Raw genomic sequence first — 25,565 nt, forward strand, 5'->3', positions numbered from 1 at the left:
TTTTACGTGCGACTACACACGAGTAACTAAGCCGGATTTCAGAGCTTTTGTGCTCACGTACACACGCTTCGGTTTTCCGTCAACCAGGATGCGTACTTTTTGTACGTTAACGCCCCAAGAGCGTTTATTTGCACGGTTCGAGTGACTGCGTTTGTTACCAGTCTTAGCTCGTTTACCTGTTACATAACATACACGTGCCATTACAATTCCACCTCCCTGAGATGCAGTCAAGCAAAGTGACTCTCATTACATACTCAAGTATGATAGCATACGCATTTTACAAAAGCAAGATGTCTGTCAAGAATTTACCCTTTACAACGATTCTTTCAAAAAAAGTATCGTTGTAGTAAAATGAGGACAATACAAGCATCTACTAGAGAGCGCAGCGAATGAAAATGAGGAGGCTTAAAGCATGAGTGTTCAGATCAGCACAGAGCTCGGAAAAATTGAAATTGACAGTCAAGTTGTCGAGACGATGGCGGGTGCTGTGGCAATGGAATGTTACGGTCTTGTTGGCATGTCTTCACGCCGGACGATGAAAGACGGAATCGCTGAGATTTTGGGTCGTGAGAACTTGTCACGCGGCGTCGAAGTGCGGCAGGAAGAGGGGCGTACGATCATTAACATGTATATTATCGTTAGCTACGGCACGAAAATCTCCGAGGTGGCACACAGTGTGCAAGGCCGTGTAACGTATGCGCTGGAGCAAAACCTTGGATTGCAAGTAGATGATGTGAATATTTATGTGCAAGGTGTCCGTGGAGAAATGAACTCCTAAGGGTATGAGGGAGGAACAATACGTGAAAAGCAGTACGCTGACGGGACAGGTTCTTCGTCATATGTATAAAGTGGGTGCAGCGCGTTTGACGCAGCATGCACAGCAAGTTGATGCATTAAATGTATTTCCGGTGCCAGATGGTGATACCGGAACGAATATGAATTTGACGTTTACGTCGGGAGTAGCAGAACTTGAGAAATCAGCCGAACAGACAGCCGAGAAAGTCGCGTCTGTATTTTCACGCGGCCTTCTTATGGGGGCACGCGGCAACTCCGGTGTAATCTTATCTCAGTTGTTCCGAGGTTTCGCGAAGGGGCTGACAGGTCTTGGGGAGGCGGATGCTCGTCAGGTAGCGGATGCGTTCCAGCAAGGCGTCGATATGGCATACAAAGCCGTCATGAAGCCAGTGGAAGGGACGATTTTAACCGTAGCTCGCGAAGCGGCAGCAGCGGCACGTAAGGCAGCGCGTGGCACGGTAGAGGAAGTAATTGAGGCGCTTGTAGTTGCGGCACAGCGTGCGCTTGACCATACACCGAATCAGCTTCCGGTACTCAAAGAAGTGGGCGTTGTTGATTCCGGTGGACAGGGGCTTGTTTACATATACGAGGGCTTTTTACAGGCACTGAACGAAGATGTATCATTCGAGAAGCGAGTCGTGGACAGCAAGCCGCAAGCTCCAACGGCTGCTATATTTGGTGAGGCACATGAAGAGATGCACCATGTCATCAATCCAGCAGATATCGTATATGGATACTGTACCGAATTTATGGTACACCTGCGTGAAACGAATGGGTTCAGAATGGAAGCATTCCGGGAGCGTATTAGTCAGTATGGCGATTCATTGCTTGTTGTAGCTGATGATGACTTGATCAAGGTTCACATTCATGCGGAAGAGCCGGGAGATGTGCTTTCTTTCGCACATAAGTATGGCACACTGGATCGCATCAAAATCGAAAACATGCGTCTTCAGCATGAGGCCGTTTTGCGCCGTCAGGAAGCGAAGCAGCAGACTGTGTCTCCTGTACCGGCTGTGCCGATAGAAGCTGCATCCGCTGTTGTAGAAGATGTAGTACCACCGCTTGATTTTGTAGTAGAGCCACAAAAAGCAAGCGAACGATACGGCATGATTGCGGTTGCGAGCGGAGCGGGTATTACAGAAATTTTCCGTAGTCTAGGTGTTGGTACGATTATTGAGGGTGGTCAGACAATGAACCCGAGTACCGAACAATTCGTACAGGCGATTGAGGCGAGCGGTGCATCGAATGTAATCATTCTGCCGAATAATAAAAATATTATCATGGCAGCGAAACAAGCAGCTGAACTTGTCGATATTCCAGTTGCGGTCATTCCGGCCGTTAGCGTTCCGCAAGGCATGTCAGCGATGCTAGCATTTGCACCAGAGGCTGAACTTGTCCACAATGAAGCAAGTATGACGGAAGCGGTAGGTCTTGTTAAGACCGGTCTTGTCACATATGCGGTGCGTGATACGAAGCTGAATGAGATTGAGATCAAAGAAGGCGACTTCATCGGCATTCAGGACGGTGAGATCGTGGCGGCCGGATCAGATATGTATACAGTAGCGACAGACCTGGTGGCCTGCATGGTCGAAAAGGACGATGAATTGATTACGGTTCTATATGGAGCTGATTCGACAGAAGCGAAGCTCGATGAATGGGAGAAACGCATTCGTGAGACGTACAGCTCATATGAAGTAGAAGTACATGAAGGTGGACAGCCACTGTATGCCTTTATTATTGCCGTTGAATAAAGCGTGGGAAGGGGGCATGTGAGGATGAATCTATATATTGTAACCGACAGCACGGCAGACATCCCCAAGCCACTTATGCAAGAACTAAACATTCCGATTGTGCCGCTTAAGGTGCATGTGGAAGGACAGACATACTTAGATGGCGTTACGCTATCTTCCAATGAGTTTTATGAGAAATTACAATCATCAGAGCAACTGCCGCGCACATCACAGCCGGCACCGCTTGACTTTGTGAATGTATACGAAGAGATTGCAGCGCGTGATCCAGAAGCAGAAATTATCTCGATTCACTTGTCTAGTGCATTAAGCGGCACCTACCAGACAGCAATGCTTGCTGCGGGCATGGTGGAAGAGAAGGTCAAGGTACATGTCGTGGATAGTCGCTCGGCTTCGTATGCACTTGGTGCGATTGTGGTCGCTGCAGCACGTCTCGTACGCAACGGGGGTACGCTTGAAGAATGTCTTACGCTTGTTCGTACGCTCATTTCGGAGCACCGGGTGTATTTTGTGATGGATACGCTCATGTATTTGCAGAAAGGCGGCCGAATTGGCAAGGCAGCATCTATCGTTGGTTCCCTACTGAATATTAAGCCGATTCTTATGTTTGATGAGAGTGGCGAAGTAGCGGTTGTAGAAAAGGTACGCGGTAAGAAAAAAGCGGTCGCACGTATTCTGGAGCTGGCAAAAGAATATGCGAATGAGCGCCCGGTAACAGCAGCCGCAGTTTATACGACAGACCGTGATGAGGCTGCGGTGCTTAAAGGACAGGTTGAGCAGGAGCTTACTGTAACAGGCGAGGCGGTGTTGGCTCAGCTTGGGCCGGTTATCGGCACGTATGGCGGTCCGGGTCTATTAGCCATTACGCTCTATCCAGAGACTTCATAATCATACAGGTAGACATGAGTAAGGGGACGGGATGATACGCCAGAACGGCGTGGGATCCTGTCCTTCTTCCATTTGCTGGCATAATATTTGCGCGAAACTATATAGGGAGGACGGGCGGGAGATCAACAGGACGCGCTCTGAATAAAAGTTAGATGTCCCGCTGGATTAAAGATGTGAGTAATTCAATTATGATGCAGCCTGTAACAGCTGTTAAAGGAATCGGGGCGGAACGAGCGATTGAACTTGCGGCACTCCAGATTGAAACCGTACAGGATTTGCTGGAGCATTTTCCGTACCGCTATGAGGATTATCGGGTACGTGATCTAAGCGAAGTCCAGGATGGAGAGAAAATTACGATTATCGGTACGGTGTATGGCGAGCCGGTCGTTCGCTTCTACGGAGCTAAGAAATCACGCATTACCGTTAAAGTCGTAGTGGATAACATTGTTGTTACGGCAATCTGGTTTAACCGGGGATTTTTAAAAAGCCAGCTTCGTGCCGGACGCGAAATTATGCTGTCTGGCAAGTTTGAACGGGCTCGCCTGCAAATTATGGTGAGCGAGCAGCATTTTCTTGATACCGAGCGGGTAAAGGTACAGGAAGGTACGATTCAGCCGGTCTATTCGATAACGGGAGGGATGCAAGTCAAGCAGATGCGCCGTTTTATCATAGCAGCGCTTGAACAGTTTGGTGATTCGATCGACGAGATTTTGCCGGAGGATCTCGTGCGTAAGTATAAACTGGCCTCCCGTCGCGATGCGATTCGTAACATTCATTTTCCAGAGAGTGTGCAGGCGGGCAAGCAGGGGCGGCGCCGACTTGCATTTGAAGAGTTACTGCTGTTTCAATTGCGACTACAGGCGTATCATGCGATCAACCGACAAGCACGTGATGGAGTGGCCCAGCATGTTCCGCTTGAGAAGGTACACACTTTTATTCACAGCCTGCCATTTCCGTTAACGAATGCGCAGAAGCGAGTCATCAAAGAGATTCTTGATGACATGCAGGCACCTTATAGCATGAACCGACTGCTGCAAGGTGACGTTGGTTCTGGAAAAACCGTTGTCGCTGCGATTGCGCTTTTGGCTACGATAGAGGCGGGGTATCAGGGAGCGCTTATGGTGCCAACTGAGATTCTTGCTGAGCAGCATTACGAGACGCTATCTGAGCTTTTGGCACCGCATGGAATTGAAGTGGCGCTGTTATCTGGAAGTGCTACCGTACGAAAACGACGCGATATTCTGGGAGGGCTGCAATCGGGTTTAATTCAGGTCATCGTTGGTACGCACGCACTCATTCAGGAGGACGTATATTTTGCAAAGCTTGGGCTTGTGATTACAGACGAGCAGCACCGGTTCGGGGTGGAGCAACGCCGTATTTTGCGAGAGAAGGGGCTGAATCCAGATGTGCTGTTTATGACAGCGACGCCAATTCCGCGTACACTGGCCATTACAGCATTCGGTGATATGGATGTATCCACAATTGATGAGCTTCCCGCGGGACGTAAACCGATTGAGACGTACTGGGTACGCCATGATATGCTTGACCGCATTCTTGCATTTGTACGCAAAGAACTTGATCGGGGACGGCAGGCGTATGTGATCTCGCCGCTCATTGAAGAGTCTGAGAAGCTTGATTTGCAGAATGCGATTGATGTACACGCACAGTTAAGTCAATATTTTGCGGGCACGTACCGGGTTGGTCTTATGCATGGACGACTTGTGCCGCGGGAGAAAGACGAGGTTATGCAGCAGTTTAGCCGCAATGAGGTACAGGTGCTTGTCTCAACAACCGTTGTTGAGGTTGGGGTGAATGTACCGAATGCGTCGGTCATGGTGATTTATGATGCGGAGCGATTCGGCTTGGCTCAGCTTCATCAGCTGCGCGGACGTGTGGGTCGGGGGGCTGAGCAATCGTATTGTATTCTGATTGCAGACCCGAAATCTGAGACTGGCAAAGAGCGGATGCGGATTATGACGGAGACGAATGATGGGTTTGAAGTGGCGCAGCGCGATCTGGAGCTGCGTGGTCCAGGGGATTTCTTCGGGACGAAGCAGAGCGGATTGCCGGAGTTCAAGGTGGCGGATGTCGTACAGGACTATCGAATGCTTGAGGTGGCACGTCAGGAGGCGGCTGATATGGTGCGAGGAGAAGCGTTCTGGAGCAGCCCGCAGTATCGAGCACTGCGGGCATACTTGAAGCAGGATGAGTACTTTCTTACGAAAATAAAAGATTAATCGTCCTCGCTTTCTTTTAGCGATTTTTTCTGACCAAAAAGCCTGATTTGACGATTTTCTAGAAAGTGGCCGATACTGATAACACCATACATAACCAGCATGGTATAGGTGGTCATCAAATAGTAGCCGGCTCCGATGCTAATGCCAATTGCACCGGCAAAGAACACCATGGAGGCAGAAGTGAGGCCTTTGACAGAACCGCTCTTTTGAATGATCAGTCCTGCGCCGAGAAAGCCTAACCCGCTTACAATTTGCGCGGCTAGGCGCAGCGGATCCATCATCGTGCGGCCAGGAATGGAGTAACGATCTACAGTATGGATAGACACCAGGGTAAGAAGTGTCGCAGCGACTGTTACAAATGTATAGGTTTTGATGCCAGCCGGTTTAGAATGAACGGTGCGTTCAAGACCAATAACGAACCCGAACAGGGCACTCATTGACAGGCGGATATACATCTCTATATCTTCATAGTGTTCAATGGAATGCCAGATGTATAGCCAGAAATCTTTCATAAGTTAGGTCACCTCTCTCTATGCGTGCTATTGATTTTACCATATTCGACACGAAAGAAGAGATGCCGAAAAAATAAAAAAACCGTCCGGTTATAGGCCGGACGGGCATGCTAAACGCTGCGCGTTCAGCTTGCATAATGGGAGAGGAGAAACCGGAGGAAGAGCTTATGGGGAAACGTAAGTCTTCTCCGCGGTTGTCGGCAGTACGGACATGCCGTACCGCTACTAGTATTGTGGACGCAAATGGTGCATCCTATACATGAAAGCATAGAAAAATATCAAGCATTTACCATAATTTTTGTTTATGTTATACTAACGGCGTTTACTATAGTACGGAGGGAAATTATGCGCGTAGTTTCTGGCTCGAAGAAGGGCCATCCACTGCAGGCTGTATCGGGCAAGGGAACCCGTCCGACAGTTGATAAAGTGAAAGAGTCGATTTTTAATATGATTGGTCCGTATTTTGATGGGGGGCTTGCCCTTGATTTATATGCGGGCACAGGCGGTCTTGGAATTGAAGCGCTCAGCCGCGGCGTGGAGAGATGTATTTTTATAGATGCGAATCGCAAAGCTGTAAGCGTTGTCTATAAAAATCTTGATGCTACCGGACTTCGGGATCAGGCAGAGGTATACTGTAACGATGCGAACCGGGCGCTGAATGCACTTGCCAAACGCGAGCTTGTTTTTGATCTTGTGTTTCTTGATCCACCTTATGCGGAGCAGAAGATTGAGAGTCAGCTGGGGATTATGAATGACCATGGTCTTCTGGCATCAGGGGCACTCATTGTGGCTGAGCATGATGCCAAAGATAAGATGTGTGAGCAGATCGCAGATATTGTGAAGATACGCGAGACGACATATGGACAAACGGTTATTACGATTTACCGCAAGGAAATATAGATATGTAAAAGGGAGTGCAGTGGATGAGCATCGCGGTTTGCCCGGGCAGTTTTGACCCGGTTACGTATGGCCACCTTGACATTATTCAGCGGGGGGCTAAAGTTTTTGATAAGGTAATTGTGGCTGTATTAATTAATCGGAACAAGACGAACCCGGTGTTCACTGTTGAAGAGCGTCTTGCACTTTTACGAGAAGCGACGAAAGACATTCCGAATGTTGAGGTCGATACGTTTAACGGGCTGTTGATTGAATATATGCATACAAGAGGGGCCAAGGCCATTATTAAAGGGTTGCGTGCAGTATCCGACTTTGAATATGAGATGCAGATGGCGTCGATTAACCGTCTGATTGACAACAAGATTGAGACATTTTTTATGATGACGAACAATCAGTACTCATTCTTAAGCTCGAGTATTGTAAAAGAGATTGGAAAATATGGGGCTGATGTGAGCAGCCTTGTGCCGCCGAATGTTGAGCGTGCGTTGCGTGCTAAACGTGAAGAAGAACCCCGCTAAAGCTAGCGGGGTTCTTTGCGCATGCGCAGCCAGTGATAGATCTGCCAGAGCAGTGCAGTAAGGGTGAGTAAGGCAGCGCATACTAGGAGGGAGAAGGTATAATAAGAGGGTTGATTCCATAGCGATAACGGTTCTAGCCCAAGGCTGGTTGCCCAGGTTGGGACGGCAGAAGCTGGTTGCAATCGTCCGTATAAAAATGATCCTGCCGTATACGTGAAGAGAAAGGCGGTTACAGCATGCAGGGCGCGAGCGAAGAGGAAAGGTCCATACCGCATATCGGTTTGAGCAAGCATGCTGGCTACTTGTGCGTGAACAGACAATCCGCCCCAGGCCAGAATCGCACTCGTACTGGCCAGAACAAATGCGGGCGTGTAGGAGGCGAATAGATCACTTGCCTGCTTCGCACCGAGCGTGACTTCAAACAGGCCGTACACAAAAGCCTGTGCGCCTTCCGCAGGAGCACCAAACAGCCCGAGTATCTCCCCGAGTGCTGCTGATAGCAGGGCAATGAGATTCAGTTTCATAAGCAATGTCAGAAGTACGGAGAAAAACAAAATAAATCCGCCGACCATTAGCTGGGTCTGAAGCGAACTTGCCACCGCATCCCCCATTAGTTTGCCAAGGGCGCGTCCATCTTCAAGTCGGGCACGGTGCATCGCAAGAAAGGCGCGGATTAGCAGGGAGCGATTACTTGTTTGTGTATACGGCGTGCGTGGTGCGTGAGGGGCGTAACGCGACATGACAAGCCCTACCGCGATGGCAGTTATGTAGTGAGCGGCCATGAGGACCAGGCCGACTTTGACGCTGTGAAAAAAACCAACAGCCACGGCACCAGTAATAAAGACAGGGTCTGCTGTCGTAGTATAAGAAACGAGGCGTTCACCTTCGGCACGGGAGACGAGATTCTTGGCGCGAAGCTGCGTGGTTAACTTAGCGCTGATTGGATACCCGGAAGCGAATCCCATCGTCCAGACGAATGAGCCAGAGCCGGGGATGTTAAAAACTGGTCTCATAAGCGGCTCGAGCAGTACACCCATAAAGTGGGCGAGGCCTAAGCCAAGCAAGATTTCAGACGTAATAAAGAACGGAAGCAGTGCCGGAAATACAACATCCCACCAGATTTTTAGGCCGCGTAATGCTGCAAGAAACGCCGCTTCCGGGAATGATAACAGGCTGGCTGCGATAACAAAGCAGAATATGGCAAGCAGCAGAGTAGTTACATACGGTTTGAACGAATGCATAGACATATCTCCTTACCGAAATTTAAGCTTATCCTATATGTACGGACGTGCCCGGCAAAATAGACCCGTTTGTCGGAGATGAAGCGGGGTGGAAACAATGGAAAAGCGGGAAGAAAGGATGCCAGGTATCGGGTTAGCGCTTGGCGCGGGAGGGGCGCGTGGATTTGCTCATATTGGGGTGTTGGAAGTGCTGGAAGAGCATGGGGTCGTACCAGCTTATCTGGCGGGAAGCAGTATGGGGAGTCTCGTAGCTGCCCTGTATGCGAGTGGATTGACGACAGGGATGATGGAGAAGCTAGCTCTTAATCTCAAGCGAAAGCACTGGATCGATTTATGTGTACCTGGAATGGGCTTTGTTACGGGAGAGAAGCTGCGCCAGGTGGTGAAGCTGTTGACACGAGAGAGACGGATTGAAGAAATGGCACGTCCGCTGGCTATCGTTGCAACAGACCTCGGAACTGGTGAGCGGGTGATTTTTACGAAAGGGCCAGCGTATGAAGCGGTGCGGGCAAGCGTATCGATCCCAGGTATTTTTGTTCCATATCGACTGGATGGGCGTCTGTTAGTGGACGGTGCAGTCGTGGACCGGGTACCCATTGAAGTAGTGCGTGATATGGGGGCGGACCTGACAATAGGTGTGGATGTGGCACTTGCCCCATCCGATGCGCCAGTCAAATCACTGTTTGACGTGATCTTTCAATCAGTGGACATTATGGAACGTGAAATTTTTCGCCATCGTACGGTGTATGCTGATATTATGGTTCGTCCAGATGTGGGACGCTTTAGCTCGACGGCTTTTACGAATATCGAAGAGATTGTAGAAGAGGGACGCCAGGCGACACGAAAGATGATTCCGCATATTCACGATAAAATAGCAGAATGGAGGAAGGATAGATGAACGGTCGCAGACGTTTTATAAAAAGCAGGTGGGGCGCATTCGGGATCGGAGCGCTGATCGTTGTGATTTTATTTGGCATCGCGCTTAGTCCGACATCGTATTATATCATCCGTCCCGGCTCGGCGATTGAGCTTCAGCCTATCGTAACGGTAGAGGGTGGAGCGAAGCATGAAAAAGGGACATTGATGCTGACAACGGTGCGCATGGGACCGGCCAATGTGCTTGGATATATAGTAGGCAAGCTTGATCCATACACAGAATTAAGAAAGGAAGAAACCGTAAAAAGTCCGTACGAGACGGACGAGCAGTACAATGAGCGTGAATTGCTTGATATGAAAAATTCGCAGCAAAACGCCATGATGGTAGCGTTTCGCAAAGCAGGCTTGCCGGTTACGGTAACAGAAGAGGGGGCGCTAGTCGTCTTTTTTGTGCCGAATATGCCAGCTAAGCAGTATTTGCAGATCGGGGATGTAATTACGAAGGTAGGAAATGTATCGGTACGAAATTCGAAGCAGCTGCTCGATGTCCTGCATCAATATAAGGCGGGTGATACAGCTCGGCTAACGCTTATGCGTGACGGGAAGGAAATAACGGCTTCTGTACCGCTTAAACCGCTTCCGGTAGCGGCAGGAGAGAAACCGCGTGCCGGAATCGGCATTGCTTATCCAGACCCGGACGGCCCGATGACAGCGCGGGATGTGCAGGTGCCAAAGAAAGTGGAGATTCAGTCAGAAAACATCGGGGGCCCGTCTGCAGGGCTGATGTTTACACTGGAGATTTTAAGTCAGCTCACACCGGGCGATTTGACGAAAGGTTATCGTATCGCCGGTACCGGTACGATACGTCAGGATGGAACCGTGGGACCGATCGGCGGCGCGTATCATAAAGTGCGGGCGGCTGAGAAGATGAATGCAGACATTTTCTTCGCCCCAAATAACGATGTAATGCCAGGCTCAAAAATGCGTTCCAATTATGTAGAAGCGAAAGAAGAAGCCGAGAAGCTTGGCATGAAAGTCAAAGTCGTACCGGTGCGGACAGTTGATGATGCGCTGAACTACTTGAAGAGTATTCCTCCTAAAGCATAATCGGTGTCTGCCAGTATTCTCGCTGCATCTCACGCAGGCGCAATTCCAGCGGATATGCCAGTGCATAAACGGCGGCGGCTCGTACATCGAGCGCAAGCAAAGAGTGCTTACTCTTAGGCACGCGTGTCAGCACTGGAACGCGTGCCGTTTTTTTCATTTGACGCAATAGCTCGCGTCCGGTATCGGAGAAGCCAAGCACACGGATGTAGGCAGGGCCTGCTATTGTCGCCTGCTTCATTTGATCGTGTGTGATATGAAGCATACTATACAGGAGTAACCGCTGCAGGCGTGTCCAGGTATATCGTTTCGTTTTGATCGATTCCATTAATTCATGAAACGCAGCGGCCTGTGGCAGGGCTGTAAGCAGTCGATGTTCCAGCCCTTCTGTCATCTCATGTATGAGAGCCAACTGCTCTGGTGTCTGAGTGAGCAGCGTATGCTGCACATGAGGGAAAAAGTCGTCCCATGTAACTGGAAATCTTCCTGCATTCTGCTCGTCTGTAAGCACCGCCAGTGTGGAAGGCGGTACGTAAGGTGCGATAGTTAGAAGATTTCCTGATTCAAGCAGGTGCTTACGCAGGGCAGTAGCGCTGGCGATGCGTGTATCCGTCATCTCTGTGTCATGGTAGCCGGCTTTCTGTCGTGTGATGGTGGCGGGCATAATTGAGCTTTTCAGGCGGCGGAGTGCCAGACAGTAGTTCAATCCAAGAATGTTGTTTGGCTCGCTGGTATCTTTCTGGGCGTCTGCATCGCCAAGGAGCTGTGCCGCTGCACGACCGTAGGCAGCCGGGTAGCTGACACCTCTTGCTAGTTCTGTAGCAAGGGCTGTGCGAAATGCATCTGGTTCGTCTGTCAAAAGAGAAGCGAGCGTTTGAATACGCTCAATGTGTCCGCTTTCTGAACCGAAGCATAGGGTGTCGACAATGCCTGTCGCGTCAAGGGTGGCTACCGCTCCGAATGCGAACTGCTCTGCGTTTTGGGCCGCATATGCAAACGGGAGCTCCAGTACCAGATCGGCCCCCATTCGAAGTGCCATCTCGGTACGAGCCCATTTGCTTGCAATCGCCGGCTCACCTCGCTGCAAGAAGTATCCGCTCATGACAGCAACAGCTGCGTCTGCTGCCGTTTGTTTTTTTGCTTCTGTAAAGTGGTATACATGTCCATTATGAAGGGGATTGTATTCTACAACGAGTCCGACAGTTCGCACCGAAGCTCACGTCCTTTTCCAATTGATTTCTCCTAATTTTAGCATGTTATCCTTGACATGGCACCTAGTAAACCGATATAATCATTCTTGTTGCTTGAAATGAGGTCACTAAATGATGAAACTTCAAAAAAATGCACTGACACAGCTTCATGGCAGACATTTGCCGCTTGATGAGACGGTTGAACTGAATCTAACCCGCCGTCATCTTCAGCTTGTTGAAGCAAAACCGGCTCACTTTATCGGGGAAGCATTTGCAGCAACTGGTCTCTTCATTGTAGAGGGCCGGTTGACAGGTGAACTTACGATGGAATGTGCCCGTTGTTTAAAACATTTTCCATACTCCTATGATGTAGGGGTCAAAGAAACGTTCATGGACGAGAAAGCGATTGAGTTTGAAGTCGATGACGAAATGGAGCTTCACCCAATCGAAGGCGAAGAGATCGAGGTAACCCCTTATCTCGAGGGCGCAGTTCTGCTCGATTTGCCGCATACACTTATTTGTAGTGAAGACTGCAAGGGACTATGCCCGGAGTGTGGGGCGAATCGGAATGACAAAGAATGCGGTTGCGTTGTGGAACGCATCGACCCTCGTTTGGCGATTCTGGGTGAACTTTTTGGGAAGCAGGACAAATAAAGCTTTTCAAGCTCTGCAAAATCAGGTATGATGATTGTTGTTTTGGTGGACATCCCATCAAATTGGCGATCTTTATTGTAATCCGGTGAAGGGGGTGGGATAAATGGCAGTACCTCAAAGACGTACATCAAAAACTCGCAAAAACAAGCGTCGGACTCACTTCAAACTTGAAGTGCCAGGCATGGTAAAATGCCCTGAGTGTGGCGAGATGAAACTGGCTCACCGTGTATGCAAAAGCTGCGGCACATACAAAGGCAACCAGGTTGCAAACAATGCGTAATGCATCATAAGAGGCAGGGTGATTTCGGTCATCCTGTCTCTTTTTGTCTTGTTTTGACTAGTTTTCTGGACATGAAGGAAATGGGATTTTTAGCACGAACATGTAGCACACACACATTTTTAAATTTGTAGTTGTTATTTTCTATTTCGTTCTATATACTGCTATTAGTAGCTGGTCATAAGTACGGCAATATGCGCTAGCAGTATGGGTGGTGAAACGATGGCTCGACTTAGTAAGAAGAGCCGCCAGGAAGCGCTTCACATGCTTCTTGCAGAAAGCCCGTTTTATACGGATGAAGAACTGGCTGAACATTTCAGAGTAAGTATTCAGACGATCCGACTTGATCGACTTGAACTTGGCATTCCGGAAGTACGGGAACGTATTAAGAATGTCGCCAGGCAAAATCATGAAGAAATAAAGTCACTTCCGCTTGAGGAGGTAGTTGGAGAACTGGTTGATCTACAGTTAGACCAGTCAGCTATTTCTCTTCTTGATATTACAGAGGAACATATTTTTTCGCGCACACATGTTGCTCGTGGGCATCATATTTTCGCCCAGGCGAATTCACTTGCTGTAGCAGTTATCGATGCAGATGTTGTACTTACCGCCGCGGCTCGTATTCGATACGTGCGGCCAGTGCGGCTCGGAGAGCGTCTTGTAGCGAAAGCAGTCGTTCGGGAGACACAGGGAGAGCAAAGCAAGGTCAGAGTCGAGACGCACGTGCAGGATGAACTCGTATTTAGCGGGACATTCCGCGTGTATCGGATGCCGGATTTTGATGCGCATGCCAGTGACAAACAGGAGGACATATGATTATTGCAATAGATGCGATGGGCGGGGATCTTGCTCCGAACTCGAACGTAGAAGGGGCGATTGCGGCGGCGCGTGAAATGTCGGAAGCGCGTCTTGTGCTTGTTGGAGATGAAGCGAGGTTACGTCCATTGCTTGTAGGCGCACCGCAAAATATTGAAATCCGTCATGCAGGAGAAGTAATTGCGACCGAAGAGGAGCCGGTAAAGGCGGTTCGACGCAAACGGGATTCATCTCTTGTAGTAGGGGTTACAATGGTCAAAAATGGAGAAGCAGATGCGATTATTTCAGCAGGGAATACAGGAGCGTTAATGACAGCCGGACTGCTCATTACCGGACGCATTCCCGGGATTGATCGCCCGGCACTCAGTCCAATCATTCCGTCAGTTGACGGAGCAGGTGTGATGATTTTAGATGCGGGAGCCAATATGGATGCGCATCCGGAACATCTGCTGCAGTACGCTGTGATGGGAAGCATTTATGCGGAGAAAGTCATGGGAGTACCACGACCGCGCATTGGGCTTTTGAATGTAGGAACGGAAGAGAAGAAAGGGAACGAGCTGACGAAGACGGCGTACGGCTTGCTCACGAACAGTTCCCTGAATTTTGTCGGAAACGTCGAAGGTCGTGACATCATGGAGCATGTGTGTGATGTTGTGGTGTGCGATGGATTTTCGGGCAATATTTTGATTAAAACAATGGAGGGCATGGCGAAAACGTTAATGGGCGCATTGAAAGAAGAGTTTATGCGCAGTTTAACGAGCCAGCTCGGGGCTATGATGCTTCGCTCGGGATTCAAACGGATAAAAACACAAATGGACTATACGGAGCATGGCGGGGCTTTGCTTATGGGTGTTCAGGGCACCTGCATTAAAGCACATGGCTCCTCGAATGCACGTGCGATTCAGCGGACGATTGAGCAGGCATGCAAATTTATCGCGCAAGATGTAAACGGGCTGATCGCCCATGAAATCCAAAAAGAAAGCGGGGATCTACATGCATAGTACACAGCATGCAGTGGGAATTCTTTCGACCGGCCGTTATTTGCCGGACAAGGTAATTACAAACGCAGATTTGGAAAAAATGGTAGATACTTCGGATGAGTGGATTGTAACACGTACCGGTATTCGTGAGCGTCGGATGGCAGCGGAAGGACAGACGACATCTGATCTGGCGGTCAAAGCGGCACAACAGGCACTTGATAAAGCCGGGATTGCTGCCGAACAGCTTGATCTGATTATTATTGCGACTGCTACACCGGATATGTTTTTCCCATCGACTGCTTGCCTCGTCCAAGAGCGAATCGGTGCGAAAAAAGCGGCAGCGTTCGATCTCTCTGCTGCGTGCTCGGGATTTTTATACGGCACCTCGGTTGCTGCTCAATTTATTAAGAATGGCATGTATCGATATGCGCTCGTCATCGGCGTCGAGACGCTTTCGAAAATTGTGGACTGGACGAATCGCAATACATGTGTATTATTCGGAGATGGAGCAGGTGCTGTTGTGCTCGGTCCGGTAGAAGATGGCATGGGCTTCCTGTCATTTGAACTGGGTGCCGACGGAAGTGGTGCAGAACTGTTAAAGCTTGAGGCGGGCGGTTCTCGTAAGCCCGTTTCGACAGTCGAGCCAGGTAGCCCTGACAATTATGTGCATATGGCAGGCAGCGAAGTGTTTAAGTTTGCCGTGCGTGCGATGAATACAGCATCAGACAATGCGGTAGCTAAAGCCGGGATTACGAAAGAACAGGTAGATTTCCTCGTTCCGCATCAGGCTAACCTGCGCATTATTGATTCAGCAGTAAAACGTCTGGGACTTCCGGATGATAAAGTTGTGATTAATCTCGATAAATATGGCAATATGTCTTCTGCTTCCATTCCGGTGGCGCTTGATGAAGCAGTAAGTGAAGGACGCATCAAAGAAGGCGACACACTTGTACTTGTCGGCTTTGGTGGTGGACTCACCTGGGGCGCATCAGTGATGAAATGGAGCACGACTGAGAAAAAAGAGGTGCAATAAATGGGCAAAACCGCGTTTTTATTCCCTGGACAGGGATCACAGTATGTCGGCATGGGAGCCGATTTGTACGCAACGGAAGCAGCAGCTACGGCAGTATTCGATGCCGCAGATGAGGCACTTGGCTTTTCACTTTCTGGGTTATGCTTTAATGGACCGGAAGACGAGTTGCGCTTAACAGCGAATACGCAGCCAGCGATTTTGACAGCAAGCATCGCGATACTCCGCGTATTGAATGAGAAGGCAAACATTCGTCCTGATTTTACAGCTGGACACAGCTTAGGGGAATATTCGGCACTTGTTGCAGCGGATGCGCTTGCGTTTGCAGACGCTGTACAAATCGTCCGAGCACGTGGGCAGTACATGGAAGAAGCTGTACCGGCAGGACAGGGTGCGATGGCAGCCATTATGGGCATGGAGCGCGATGCACTTGATGCTGTATGCCAGGAAGTAACGGCAGCGGGATATGCGGTGCAGCTAGCGAATTTGAACTCACCAGGGCAGATCGTTATCTCCGGTAGTGCAGAAGGGGTAGCGCGTGCAAGCGAAGCAGCCAAGGCGGCTGGCGCGAAACGGGCGATTCCGCTTAACGTAAGTGGGCCGTTTCATTCCATGTTGATGAAACCAGCGGCACAGAAGCTTGCTGATAAACTTGCCGATTATACAGTAAACGATGCATACATTCCGGTTGTGGCGAACGTATCCGCACAGTCTGTGCAGGAAGCAGATCACATTCGTCAGGCACTTATCGAGCAGGTAGCATCTCCGGTACTGTGGGAAGATACAGTGCGCTATTTGCTTGAACAGGGCGTGGATCGTTTCATTGAGATCGGACCAGGCACAGTATTGACTGGACTTGTGAAAAAAGTAGACCGAAGTGTACAAACGTTATCCATTCAGGATGCGGCAACACTTGAAAAAGCACTTGCCGTGCTCACGGAACAGGAATAGGGGGAGAACGAGAATGCTGAATGGTAAAGTAGCACTTGTTACAGGCGGTTCACGCGGTATTGGCCGTGCGATTGCCCTTGCGCTTGCAGAAGCAGGAGCAGATGTAGCGATCAATTATGCAGGCAATGAAACAGCAGCGCGTGAAACAGCCGATGCTGTAACAGCACTTGGACGCAAGGCGATTATCATCAAAGCGGATGTCGCAAATGCTACTGAGGTAGATGCGATGGTGAAGCAGACGATTGATGAACTCGGTGGTATGGACATTCTTGTCAACAATGCGGGGATTACACGAGACAATCTGCTGATGCGTATGAAAGAAGAAGAGTTCGACGATGTAATTGCAACAAATCTGAAAGGCGTATTTAACTGCATTAAGGCCGTAACTCGCCCAATGATGAAAGCTCGTAGTGGACGCATTATCAATATTTCATCTGTTGTTGGTGTTATGGGTAATCCAGGTCAGGCGAATTACGTTGCAGCTAAAGCGGGCGTAATCGGTATGACTAAATCAGTTGCACGTGAACTGGCAAGTCGTGGCATTACAGTGAATGCAGTAGCGCCTGGATTTATCGATACAGATATGACAGCGGTATTAGGCGATGATGCGAAACAAGCGCTTCTGACACAAATCCCGCTGGCTCGTCTTGGCAAGCCAGAAGATATCGCGCATGTCGTCAAATTTATCGCTTCAGACGAAGCTTCCTACATGACGGGCCAAGTATTCCATGTTGATGGTGGCATGTACATGTAAGGCATCGTATAATAGACGAATGAGCATTCAGTGAGAGGAGGTGAAGCAAATGGCAGACACATTAGAACGCGTAAAGAAAATCATCGTAGATCGCCTCGGTGTTGACGAATCTGAAATCAAAGAAGAAGCTTCGTTCAAAGATGATCTTGGTGCAGATTCTCTCGACGTTGTAGAACTCGTTATGGAACTTGAAGACGAATTTGATCTTGAGATTTCTGACGAAGACGCAGAGAAAATCGCAACTGTGGGTGATGTAATCAAATACATACAGTCCCACAAGTAATGTGAACGTAACTATTTTTAGGAAAAAGTCCCGTATGTTTTATGCGGGACTTTCTCCACATCTAGCTATATTTTCGAGGTGAACTATGGAAAATCGCGTAGTAGTAACAGGTGTTGGTGCAGTTACACCAGTCGGCAATGACGCCAAAACATTCTGGGAGTCTCTTTTGGCAGGTAAATCGGGCGTGGGCCTGATTACAGCATTCGATACGACAGAATACCCGGCAAAAATTGCAGCCGAAGTGAAAGATTTTAACCCGGAAGAGTATATTGAACGCAAAGATGTGAAGCGTACAGACCGATTTGTACAATTTGCAGTAGCGGCAGCTAAAATGGCTGTTGCAGATGCGGGTCTTGATATCAGCGAAGAAAATGCAGAGCGTGTTGGCGTCTACATTGGTTCCGGTATCGGTGGCCTTGGCACGATGGAAGATCAGATTAAGACGCTGATGGAGAAAGGCCCACGTCGTATTAGTCCGTTCTTCGTTCCGATGATGATTGCCAATATGGCATCAGGTCAGGCGTCGATTGCCCTCGGTGCTAAAGGACCGAACAGTGCGGCGATTACCGCTTGTGCAAGTGCGACGCATTCGATTGGCGACGCGTTCAAAATTATTCAGCGTGGTCAAGCTGATGCGATGATTACTGGCGGTGCAGAAGCATCTATTCGCCCAGTAGCCGTAGCTGGATTTAGCAATGCGAAAGCATTATCTACACGCAATGATGAGCCTACGCGTGCAAGTCGACCATTTGATCTGGACCGTGATGGCTTCGTTATGGGAGAAGGTTCTGGTGTTATCGTTTTGGAATCGCTTGAACATGCGAAGAAACGTGGTGCAACAATTTTGGCAGAAGTCGTTGGGTATGGCATGAGCGCGGATGCGTATCATGTGACACAACCGGCTCCGGGTGGAGAAGGTGCAGCGCGGGCGATGAATATGGCCATTGCGGATGCAAACTTGAAGCCAGAAGAAATTAGCTATATTAATGCACATGGAACATCTACAGAATACAACGACAAGTTTGAAACGATGGCAATTAAAAAGTCGCTTGGCGATCATGCGTACAAAGTAGCGATCAGCTCTACGAAGTCGATGACTGGCCATTTGCTTGGTGCAGCGGGTGGAATCGAGGCAGTTGTTTCTGTGCTCGCATTGCGTGACCAGATCGTGCCGCCGACGATTAACTATGAAACACCGGATCCAGAATGCGACCTTGATTATGTACCGAATGAAGCGAGAAAAATGGATGTAAACGTAGTAATGTCCAACTCACTCGGTTTTGGTGGTCATAATGCAACCCTCGTTTTCAAAAAGTTTGTCGAGTAAAGTACGGTGGTGAGAGCGGTGGACTTTGCAAGTTTCCAAAATGAAATTGGTGTCCAATTCAAAAATGAAAAACTGCTCCGGCAAGCTTTTACCCATTCCTCGTACGTAAACGAGCACCGGGGCAAGCCGTTTCAAGATAATGAGCGGCTTGAATTTCTCGGCGATGCGGTGTTAGAGTTGACGATTTCGCAGTTTTTGTACCATAACTTTCCGAAAATGTCGGAAGGTGAACTAACCAAGTTACGGGCTGCTGTCGTATGTGAGCCGTCGCTAGTCATGTTTGCGAATCAGCTGCGCTTTGGCGATCTGATTTTGCTCGGCAAGGGTGAAGAACTAACAGGCGGACGACTCCGCCCGGCTCTTCTTGCAGATGTGTTCGAAGCGTTTATCGGTGCGCTGTATCTCGATCAAGGTATGGACGCTGTCTCCCGCTTTCTAGAAACATACGTCTATCCGCGGATTAACCGTGGGGAATTTATGCGTGTAACGGACTATAAAAGCCAGCTGCAGGAATTCGTACAACGGTATGGTCTCGGCGAGATTCAATACTGTATCGTTCAGGAACGAGGCCCGGCGCATAGTCGTGAATTCGTCTCCGAGGTGACGCTGAATGGCAGTGTGCTCGGCCAAGGAAAAGGGCGATCGAAGAAGGAAGCAGAACAGCATGCCGCGTCTATGGCGATGAAAGAGCTGGCTGTGAGAAGACAGGCGTGAAGCGTCATGTTAACATCGCACTGTTCGTTCCGCATCAGGGCTGTCCGAAAGACTGTGTATTTTGTAATCAGGCACGCATTACCGGACAGAAGCGGGAACGTCAGCTGACAGAAGAAGACGTACGGCAGTCGATTGAAACACAGCTTGCTACCGTTCGAGCTGACCAGACCGCAGAGATTGCATTTTTTGGCGGCAGCTTTACTGGTTTGCCGCGTGGGTACCAGACGATGCTGCTCAGTATCGCCCATGAATTTGTCACAGCGGGCAGAGTGTCCGGTATTCGCTTGTCTACGCGTCCGGATTATATTGCGCCGCATATTATGGATTTCCTGTTAGCGTATGGTGTCACAACGATTGAACTTGGCTGCCAGTCGCTTGACGATGAAGTGCTAGCTAAAGCCAAACGTGGGCATACGGCCGCTCATGTCGAGCGTGCAGTTGCAACCATTCGACAGTATCCATCTGTGCAGCTCGGCTTACAGCTTCTACCGGGACTTCCGGGAGATACGCGTGCGATTAGTGTGCGTACAGCACAGGCAGCGGCTCGGCTTCGTCCAGATTTTATGCGAATTTATCCGGCTCTCGTTATTGCTGGTACAGAGCTTGAGGGTATGTATCGCAGTGGAGAGTATGTGCCGCTGACTGTAGACGAAGCCGTACAGTGGACAGCTGAAGTGTGGCTTCCGCTGTTAAAAGCAGGTATTCCGGTCATTCGGATGGGACTTCACTCCTCGGATGATTTGCGCCAGGCAGGAACTGTGCTTGCCGGTCCTCTCCATCCTTCGTTTCGCCAGCTTGTTGAAACGGAGTTATTCAGCCGCTTGTTGAAACGAATGATGGAGGCGATTGTTCCGGACGCACGAGGTCCCCTGAATGTCCGAATTCATCCGGCAGATGAGACAGCGATACGCGGCCCAAAAGGAGCAGTATGGCGGGCATTTGCGCAGCAGATGCCGTATGAGTCGAAGCTCGTATTTGATCAATACCATCCTCGCTATACGGTGAGCTGGGAAAGTTCGTCTGCAGCTGGTACATTATCGTTCACAGATTTGTAGGCTGGCTGTGCAAGTTTTTACGTCCTGTTCGGCTAAAAAAGCTGACAGGGCGTTTTTTCTTATGAAATAACATGATAAAGTGAAAGAAGCTTTGAATTTTTGGCAGGGGAGGCTAGAAATGTTTCTAAAGCGCCTCGAAATCACAGGGTTTAAATCGTTTGCTGACCGGACAGAATTGGAGTTCGTGCCGGGCGTTACAGCTGTCGTAGGACCGAATGGCAGCGGGAAAAGTAATATTTCAGATGCGATTCGCTGGGTGTTAGGCGAGCAGAGCGCAAAATCACTGCGCGGTTCTAAGATGGAAGATATTATTTTTTCGGGTAGTGATGGCCGCAAGCCGGTGAATTATTGTGAAGTATCGCTCACGCTCGATAATGCAGACCAGAAGCTAAAAATGGATTTTTCCGAAGTTACAGTTACCCGGCGCGTGTATCGTTCGGGAGATAGTGAATATTCCATTAATCGTCAGAGTTGTCGCCTGCGTGATATTGTTGAGCTATTTATGGATACAGGTGTCGGGAAGGAAGCGTATTCCGTCATCGGTCAGGGACGAATCGAAGAGATTTTGAGCACACGTTCGGAAGACAGACGTATGCTGTTTGAAGAAGCTGCTGGGATTGTAAAATACAAAGCCCGCAAGAAGGAAGCGGTTAAAAAGCTGGACGAAACGGAACAAAATCTTGTGCGCGTCCAAGATATTATGGGTGAGATCGCGGAGCAGATCGAACCGCTCGCTGCACAGGCAGATAAGGCGCGAGAGTATATGCAGCTGAAAGAAGAGCTTGCGCGCCACGAGATCGGCTTATATGTCAAGCAGTTTGATGTGCTGCATGAAGAGTGGAAAGTATGTAAGCAGACCATAGACGAGCTGACGAACGAGCAGGTAGAATGTGCGGCAGAGATTAACCACATGGATGCGAAAGTGGCCAATTTAAAGGCGTATGTATCTGAGCAGGACAACGTGCTTGAGGAGCTGCAGCAGCGACTGCTCACTGTAACGGAAGAAGCAGAGAAAGCAGAGGGGCTGCGCGAGGTGCTTCGGGAGCGTCTCCGTAATTTTAGTCGTAACAAGCAGGATGCACGTGGGAAAGCAGTTGGACTGAGTGAGAAGCAGGAAGCACTTCGAGGGGAACTTGCACATATCGATGAGCAGGTGAATACGACTGCGATCCGGCTTGCTGAGTTGGAGAAAGAGCTGTCTGCGGAGCAGAGACGGTACGCGAATTTTACGACGTTTACGGATAAAGATATTGAACGATTGAAAGCGGATTATTTTGAAATTCTTAACCAGATGGCAGCTTTGCGCAATGAAGTGCGCCACCATGAACAGATTATTGAGACGAGCGGGCACAAAGCAGAGCGTCTTGCCCAAAACAATGAACAATTGATTGGGCAGAAAGACAGTATTGCGGCCCGCCGTGCAGAACTAGAACAGGAGCTTTCAGGAGTTCGTGTACAGCTTTCGAATAGTATTGCTGCTTTTCAAGATGAAGCCGCGATCCGCAAGAAGTATGCGAATGAGCGCACAAAAGGGCTTGAGGAACTGCGTCAGGGCGAGCATAAGTTTAACGGATTGCTGTCGCGACGTGATGTGCTGCGCGATATGCAGGCGGAGTTTTCCGGCTTTATGCAGGGTGTTAAGGAGATCTTAAAAGCACGCGAACGTGGATTGGAAGGCATAGAGGGTGCGGTTGCCGAGTTAATATCGGTTGAGAAGCAATATGAGCTTGCATTGGAGACGGCACTCGGTGGTGCGATGCAGCACGTGGTTGTTGCGAATGAGGCAGTTGGCCGTCAGGCAATCAATCTGCTCAAAAGCAGACGAGCCGGACGGGCGACATTTTTACCGCTTGATGTTATTAAACCACGCACGCTTCCAGACTCAGAGCGGTCCCGTGTGCTTTCGCTTCCAGGTGTTATCGGTGTTGCTGCTGAGCTTGTCCATGCGGCGGATCGCTATTCTTCGATTGTGTACAACTTGCTGGGCAGCGTCATTGTGACGGAGACATTGGAGCAGGCGAATGCAGCGGCCCGCCAGCTTGGCTATCGCTATCGCATTGTTACGCTGGAAGGGGATGTCGTGAATCCAGGCGGTTCGATGAGTGGCGGCTCGGTGCAGCAAAAGTCAAATCACTTGCTTGGTCGCCAGCGAGAGCTTGAGCAGCTTGAAGCAGCGATTGCTCGTCAGAAACAAGAGAATGACGAGCTGTACGCACGACTGCAGGTACTGGCGGAAGAAGAAGCAGCCATTGCCACGCGGGAAGAAGAGAGACGGGTGAACGGTGAGAAACTTCGCGCACAGGAGCAGGAACTGAACGGGCTCTTGCGAGAACTGGATGCAGCGGAGAAGAACATCGCCGAACGGTGGGAATTCTTCCGTCATGATCAGTCGATACTTGAGGGAGAGCAAGAACAGGCTAGACGCCGGATTGCGATGATTGAGGAAGAGTTAGAAGAGCTTGTGATTGCCGAACAGGAGAAACAGCAGGAGATCGAGCTGGCAGAAGCGAGTCGCAGGGAGAAAGAAACGAGTAAGGAAGTGCTCAGTGCCCGCATTACGGAGCTAAAAGTGGAAGTGGCGACAAGGCGGGAGCAGCATGAAGCACGCCTTGCAGAACAGCGTCGCTTGAATCAGGAACTGGAAATGATCTCGCAAGATCTCGAAGCGACGACAAAGGCGCTATTAATGCTTGATTCTGATGCTGCAACAAGCGATGAAGAAGAAGAGAAGCTTGATGCAAATATTCGCAGTTTGCGCAGCCAGAAAGAGCAGTATACCGTGCACATTCAAGAGCAGCGTGCGAAGCGGCAGGATGTATATGCGAAGCTTGCCCGGCATGAGGCAGATACGAAAGAACACCGCCGCCGCTTAAAAGAGGTGGAAGACCGTCTGCACCGCCATGAGGTACAAAGTGAACGTATGGATGTTGAACTCGATACACTGTTAAATAAGCTGCGCGAAGAGTATGAACTAAGCTATGAGATGGCGAAGGCAAAGTTTCCGCTTCCGGATAATTTAGAGGAGACTGTCACGATCGTCAAACAAACTCGTCAGCGAATAACCGCGCTTGGCACCGTGAATCTTGGTTCGATCGAAGAATATGAGCGGCTGCACGAACGTCAGGAATTTCTCATGACCCAGCATCGTGACCTGAGTGAGGCAAAAGAAACGCTTTATCAAGTAATTGGGGATATCGAGGGTGAGATGTCACGTCGCTTCAAGGAATCGTTTGAAGCGATTCGCGAGCAGTTCCAGACGGTATTTACGCAACTGTTTGGAGGCGGGCGAGCTGATCTGCAGCTGTCTAATCCGGCTAATCTGCTTGAGACAGGCATCGAGATTGTCGCGCAGCCACCAGGTAAGAAGCTGCAATATTTAGCTCTGCTGTCCGGTGGGGAGAAGGCGTTGACGGCGATTGCGCTTCTGTTCTCGATTTTGCGTGTCAAACCAGTGCCGTTTTGCGTACTTGACGAGGTTGAAGCCGCACTTGATGAGGCGAATGTTAAGCGTTTTTCCGAGTACTTACGCGAATTTTGTGCCAATACGCAGTTCATCGTTGTGACCCACCGTAAGGGTACAATGGAAGGGGCTGACGTGCTTTATGGGGTAACCATGCAAGAATCTGGCGTTTCTAAACTAGTTTCTGTACGCTTAGAAGAAGAGGCCGCTACATAGACTTACTTTGTATAGAAAGGATACGTACCTATGAGTTTCTTTAAGAAATTGAAAGAAAAAATCTCCGGTCAGGCCGAGACGATTACAAATAAGTTTAAAGAAGGCCTGACGAAAACACGAAGTGCATTTGAGAAAGTCGAAGATCTTGTACGTCGCTATAAGCGGATTGATGATGAGTTTTATGAGGAGTTAGAAGAAATTCTCATCGGAGCCGATGTCGGCGTGACAACGGTGATGGAGCTTGTTGACGACTTGCGCTCCGAAGCACGCAAGCAAAAAATCGAAAATGCACATGACTTGCAGCCGCTCCTGTCCGAAAAATTGGTCGGCCTGTTGAAAAATAAAGACGAAAATTTGTCGCTTAACATTGAAGAGGGCCGGATGAATGTCATTTTGTTTGTCGGAGTTAACGGTGTAGGGAAAACGACAACAATCGGTAAAATGGCGCACATGTTTAAAAGCCAGGGGAAAAACGTAGTCATGGCAGCGGGTGATACATTCCGTGCGGGTGCGATTGAGCAGTTAGAAGTATGGGGCGAGCGTGTTGGTGTTGAAGTTGTCAAGCAGCAGCAAGGATCAGACCCGGCGGCGGTCATTTATGACGGCATCCAGGCGGCTCGTACGAAAAAAGCAGACGTGTTACTGTGCGATACGGCAGGCCGTCTCCAGAATAAAGTCAATCTCATGGAAGAACTTTCAAAAATCAAGCGGGTAATCTCGCGGGAGATTCCAGGTGCACCGCATGAAACGCTGCTTGTGCTGGATGCGACTACGGGTCAGAACGCACTCAGTCAGGCCAAAGCGTTTAGCGAATCAGCGGAACTGTCCGGTCTTGTGCTTACAAAGCTTGACGGTACAGCAAAAGGCGGGATTGTTATTGCGATTCGTAACGAGTTGAATGTGCCAGTGAAATATGTAGGTCTCGGTGAAAAAATGGACGATTTACAGCCGTTTGATCCGGAGCAGTTCGTACACGCATTATTTGCGGGCGCAATTGAGAACGAAGAAAATAACGAGGAGTAAAGATAAAATACTTGACACT

The 25,565-nt window shown here is 49.4% G+C and carries 25 protein-coding genes; 21 read left to right on the top strand and 4 right to left on the bottom strand.

Annotated features, from left to right (window positions below):
* Positions 1-12 precede the first annotated feature (12 nt).
* On the bottom strand, positions 13-201 hold the full coding sequence (gene rpmB / locus PO771_RS06505) for a 50S ribosomal protein L28 (RefSeq protein WP_096464970.1): 189 nt from the start codon (positions 199-201) through the stop codon (positions 13-15).
* Positions 202-412: 211 nt separating this feature from the next.
* Here rpmB and PO771_RS06510 point away from each other — a divergent pair, with 211 nt between their 5' ends.
* From PO771_RS06510 to recG, 4 genes are all read left to right on the top strand, one after another.
* Complete coding sequence (locus PO771_RS06510; RefSeq protein WP_272562458.1) at positions 413-778, top strand: Asp23/Gls24 family envelope stress response protein; 366 nt, start codon at positions 413-415, stop codon at positions 776-778.
* Positions 779-800: 22 nt separating this feature from the next.
* Positions 801-2,546 (top strand): DAK2 domain-containing protein, encoded by a 1,746-nt coding sequence (locus PO771_RS06515; protein ID WP_422664983.1) that lies wholly within the window; start codon positions 801-803, stop codon positions 2,544-2,546.
* A 24-nt stretch (positions 2,547-2,570) separates the two neighbouring features.
* A complete protein-coding gene (locus PO771_RS06520; RefSeq protein WP_272562459.1) occupies positions 2,571-3,431 on the top strand; it encodes a DegV family protein in 861 nt (286 codons plus the stop codon).
* Positions 3,432-3,583: 152 nt separating this feature from the next.
* Positions 3,584-5,668, top strand: coding sequence for an ATP-dependent DNA helicase RecG (recG, locus tag PO771_RS06525; RefSeq protein WP_422664984.1), 2,085 nt, complete (start codon positions 3,584-3,586; stop codon positions 5,666-5,668).
* Here recG and PO771_RS06530 read toward each other — a convergent pair.
* Complete coding sequence (locus PO771_RS06530) at positions 5,665-6,180, bottom strand: MgtC/SapB family protein (RefSeq protein WP_272562460.1); 516 nt, start codon at positions 6,178-6,180, stop codon at positions 5,665-5,667. The genes recG and PO771_RS06530 overlap by 4 nt on opposite strands.
* A 345-nt stretch (positions 6,181-6,525) precedes the next feature.
* Between PO771_RS06530 and rsmD the strand changes: the two genes are divergently transcribed.
* Positions 6,526-7,080, top strand: coding sequence for a 16S rRNA (guanine(966)-N(2))-methyltransferase RsmD (rsmD, locus tag PO771_RS06535; protein WP_272562461.1), 555 nt, complete (start codon positions 6,526-6,528; stop codon positions 7,078-7,080).
* A 23-nt stretch (positions 7,081-7,103) separates the two neighbouring features.
* On the top strand, positions 7,104-7,595 hold the full coding sequence (gene coaD / locus PO771_RS06540) for a pantetheine-phosphate adenylyltransferase (RefSeq protein WP_272562462.1): 492 nt from the start codon (positions 7,104-7,106) through the stop codon (positions 7,593-7,595).
* Between the two features lie 2 nt (positions 7,596-7,597).
* Here coaD and ylbJ read toward each other — a convergent pair whose 3' ends face one another.
* Entirely contained in the window at positions 7,598-8,836 is a 1,239-nt protein-coding gene (ylbJ, locus tag PO771_RS06545; RefSeq protein ID WP_272562463.1) for a sporulation integral membrane protein YlbJ, read from the bottom strand.
* Positions 8,837-8,933: 97 nt separating this feature from the next.
* Between ylbJ and PO771_RS06550 the strand changes: the two genes are divergently transcribed.
* Positions 8,934-9,734: a patatin-like phospholipase family protein gene (locus PO771_RS06550; protein WP_272563118.1), complete on the top strand. Its 801-nt coding sequence runs from the start codon at positions 8,934-8,936 to the stop codon at positions 9,732-9,734.
* Entirely contained in the window at positions 9,731-10,819 is a 1,089-nt protein-coding gene (locus PO771_RS06555; protein WP_272562464.1) for a SepM family pheromone-processing serine protease, read from the top strand. The genes PO771_RS06550 and PO771_RS06555 overlap by 4 nt, the downstream gene beginning before the upstream one ends.
* On the opposite strand, the gene PO771_RS06560 is transcribed toward PO771_RS06555, so the two are convergent.
* On the bottom strand, positions 10,809-12,026 hold the full coding sequence (locus PO771_RS06560; protein WP_272562465.1) for a nucleotidyltransferase: 1,218 nt from the start codon (positions 12,024-12,026) through the stop codon (positions 10,809-10,811). The genes PO771_RS06555 and PO771_RS06560 overlap by 11 nt on opposite strands.
* A 112-nt stretch (positions 12,027-12,138) precedes the next feature.
* Here PO771_RS06560 and PO771_RS06565 point away from each other — a divergent pair, with 112 nt between their 5' ends.
* The 13 genes from PO771_RS06565 to ftsY all read left to right on the top strand — a co-directional run bounded on the left by PO771_RS06565 (position 12,139) and on the right by ftsY (position 25,546).
* Complete coding sequence (locus PO771_RS06565) at positions 12,139-12,660, top strand: YceD family protein (RefSeq protein ID WP_272562466.1); 522 nt, start codon at positions 12,139-12,141, stop codon at positions 12,658-12,660.
* 103 nt (positions 12,661-12,763) lie between these two features.
* Complete coding sequence (gene rpmF, locus PO771_RS06570; RefSeq protein ID WP_272562467.1) at positions 12,764-12,940, top strand: 50S ribosomal protein L32; 177 nt, start codon at positions 12,764-12,766, stop codon at positions 12,938-12,940.
* 219 nt (positions 12,941-13,159) lie between these two features.
* Positions 13,160-13,753, top strand: a complete 594-nt coding sequence (gene fapR, locus PO771_RS06575) for a transcription factor FapR (protein ID WP_272562468.1) — start codon at positions 13,160-13,162, stop codon at positions 13,751-13,753.
* Positions 13,750-14,754 (top strand): phosphate acyltransferase PlsX, encoded by a 1,005-nt coding sequence (gene plsX, locus PO771_RS06580; RefSeq protein ID WP_272562469.1) that lies wholly within the window; start codon positions 13,750-13,752, stop codon positions 14,752-14,754. Before fapR ends, plsX begins: the two co-directional genes overlap by 4 nt.
* Positions 14,747-15,766 (top strand): beta-ketoacyl-ACP synthase III, encoded by a 1,020-nt coding sequence (locus PO771_RS06585; RefSeq protein ID WP_272562470.1) that lies wholly within the window; start codon positions 14,747-14,749, stop codon positions 15,764-15,766. The genes plsX and PO771_RS06585 overlap by 8 nt, the downstream gene beginning before the upstream one ends.
* Entirely contained in the window at positions 15,767-16,714 is a 948-nt protein-coding gene (gene fabD, locus PO771_RS06590; protein ID WP_272562471.1) for an ACP S-malonyltransferase, read from the top strand. It abuts the gene before it with no gap.
* 13 nt (positions 16,715-16,727) lie between these two features.
* A complete protein-coding gene (gene fabG / locus PO771_RS06595) occupies positions 16,728-17,468 on the top strand; it encodes a 3-oxoacyl-ACP reductase FabG (RefSeq protein WP_272562472.1) in 741 nt (246 codons plus the stop codon).
* A gap of 49 nt (positions 17,469-17,517) precedes the next feature.
* Positions 17,518-17,751, top strand: coding sequence for an acyl carrier protein (locus PO771_RS06600; protein ID WP_096465004.1), 234 nt, complete (start codon positions 17,518-17,520; stop codon positions 17,749-17,751).
* An 85-nt stretch (positions 17,752-17,836) separates the two neighbouring features.
* The gene (gene fabF / locus PO771_RS06605) at positions 17,837-19,078 is read left to right on the top strand and encodes a beta-ketoacyl-ACP synthase II (RefSeq protein ID WP_272562473.1); all 1,242 of its coding nucleotides are present in this window, start codon (positions 17,837-17,839) and stop codon (positions 19,076-19,078) included.
* Between the two features lie 18 nt (positions 19,079-19,096).
* Positions 19,097-19,792, top strand: coding sequence for a ribonuclease III (gene rnc, locus PO771_RS06610; protein ID WP_272562474.1), 696 nt, complete (start codon positions 19,097-19,099; stop codon positions 19,790-19,792).
* Positions 19,789-20,847, top strand: a complete 1,059-nt coding sequence (locus tag PO771_RS06615; protein WP_272562475.1) for an elongator complex protein 3 — start codon at positions 19,789-19,791, stop codon at positions 20,845-20,847. Before rnc ends, PO771_RS06615 begins: the two co-directional genes overlap by 4 nt.
* Before the next feature lie 118 nt (positions 20,848-20,965).
* Entirely contained in the window at positions 20,966-24,523 is a 3,558-nt protein-coding gene (gene smc, locus PO771_RS06620) for a chromosome segregation protein SMC (RefSeq protein ID WP_272562476.1), read from the top strand.
* A 30-nt stretch (positions 24,524-24,553) separates the two neighbouring features.
* Positions 24,554-25,546 carry a signal recognition particle-docking protein FtsY gene (gene ftsY / locus PO771_RS06625; RefSeq protein ID WP_272562477.1) on the top strand — a complete coding sequence of 331 codons (993 nt, stop codon included), beginning with the start codon at positions 24,554-24,556 and terminating at the stop codon, positions 25,544-25,546.
* Positions 25,547-25,565: the final 19 nt, after the last annotated feature.

The sequence above is a fragment of the Aneurinibacillus uraniidurans genome (assembly GCF_028471905.1).
GTDB lineage: Bacteria > Bacillota > Bacilli > Aneurinibacillales > Aneurinibacillaceae > Aneurinibacillus > Aneurinibacillus uraniidurans.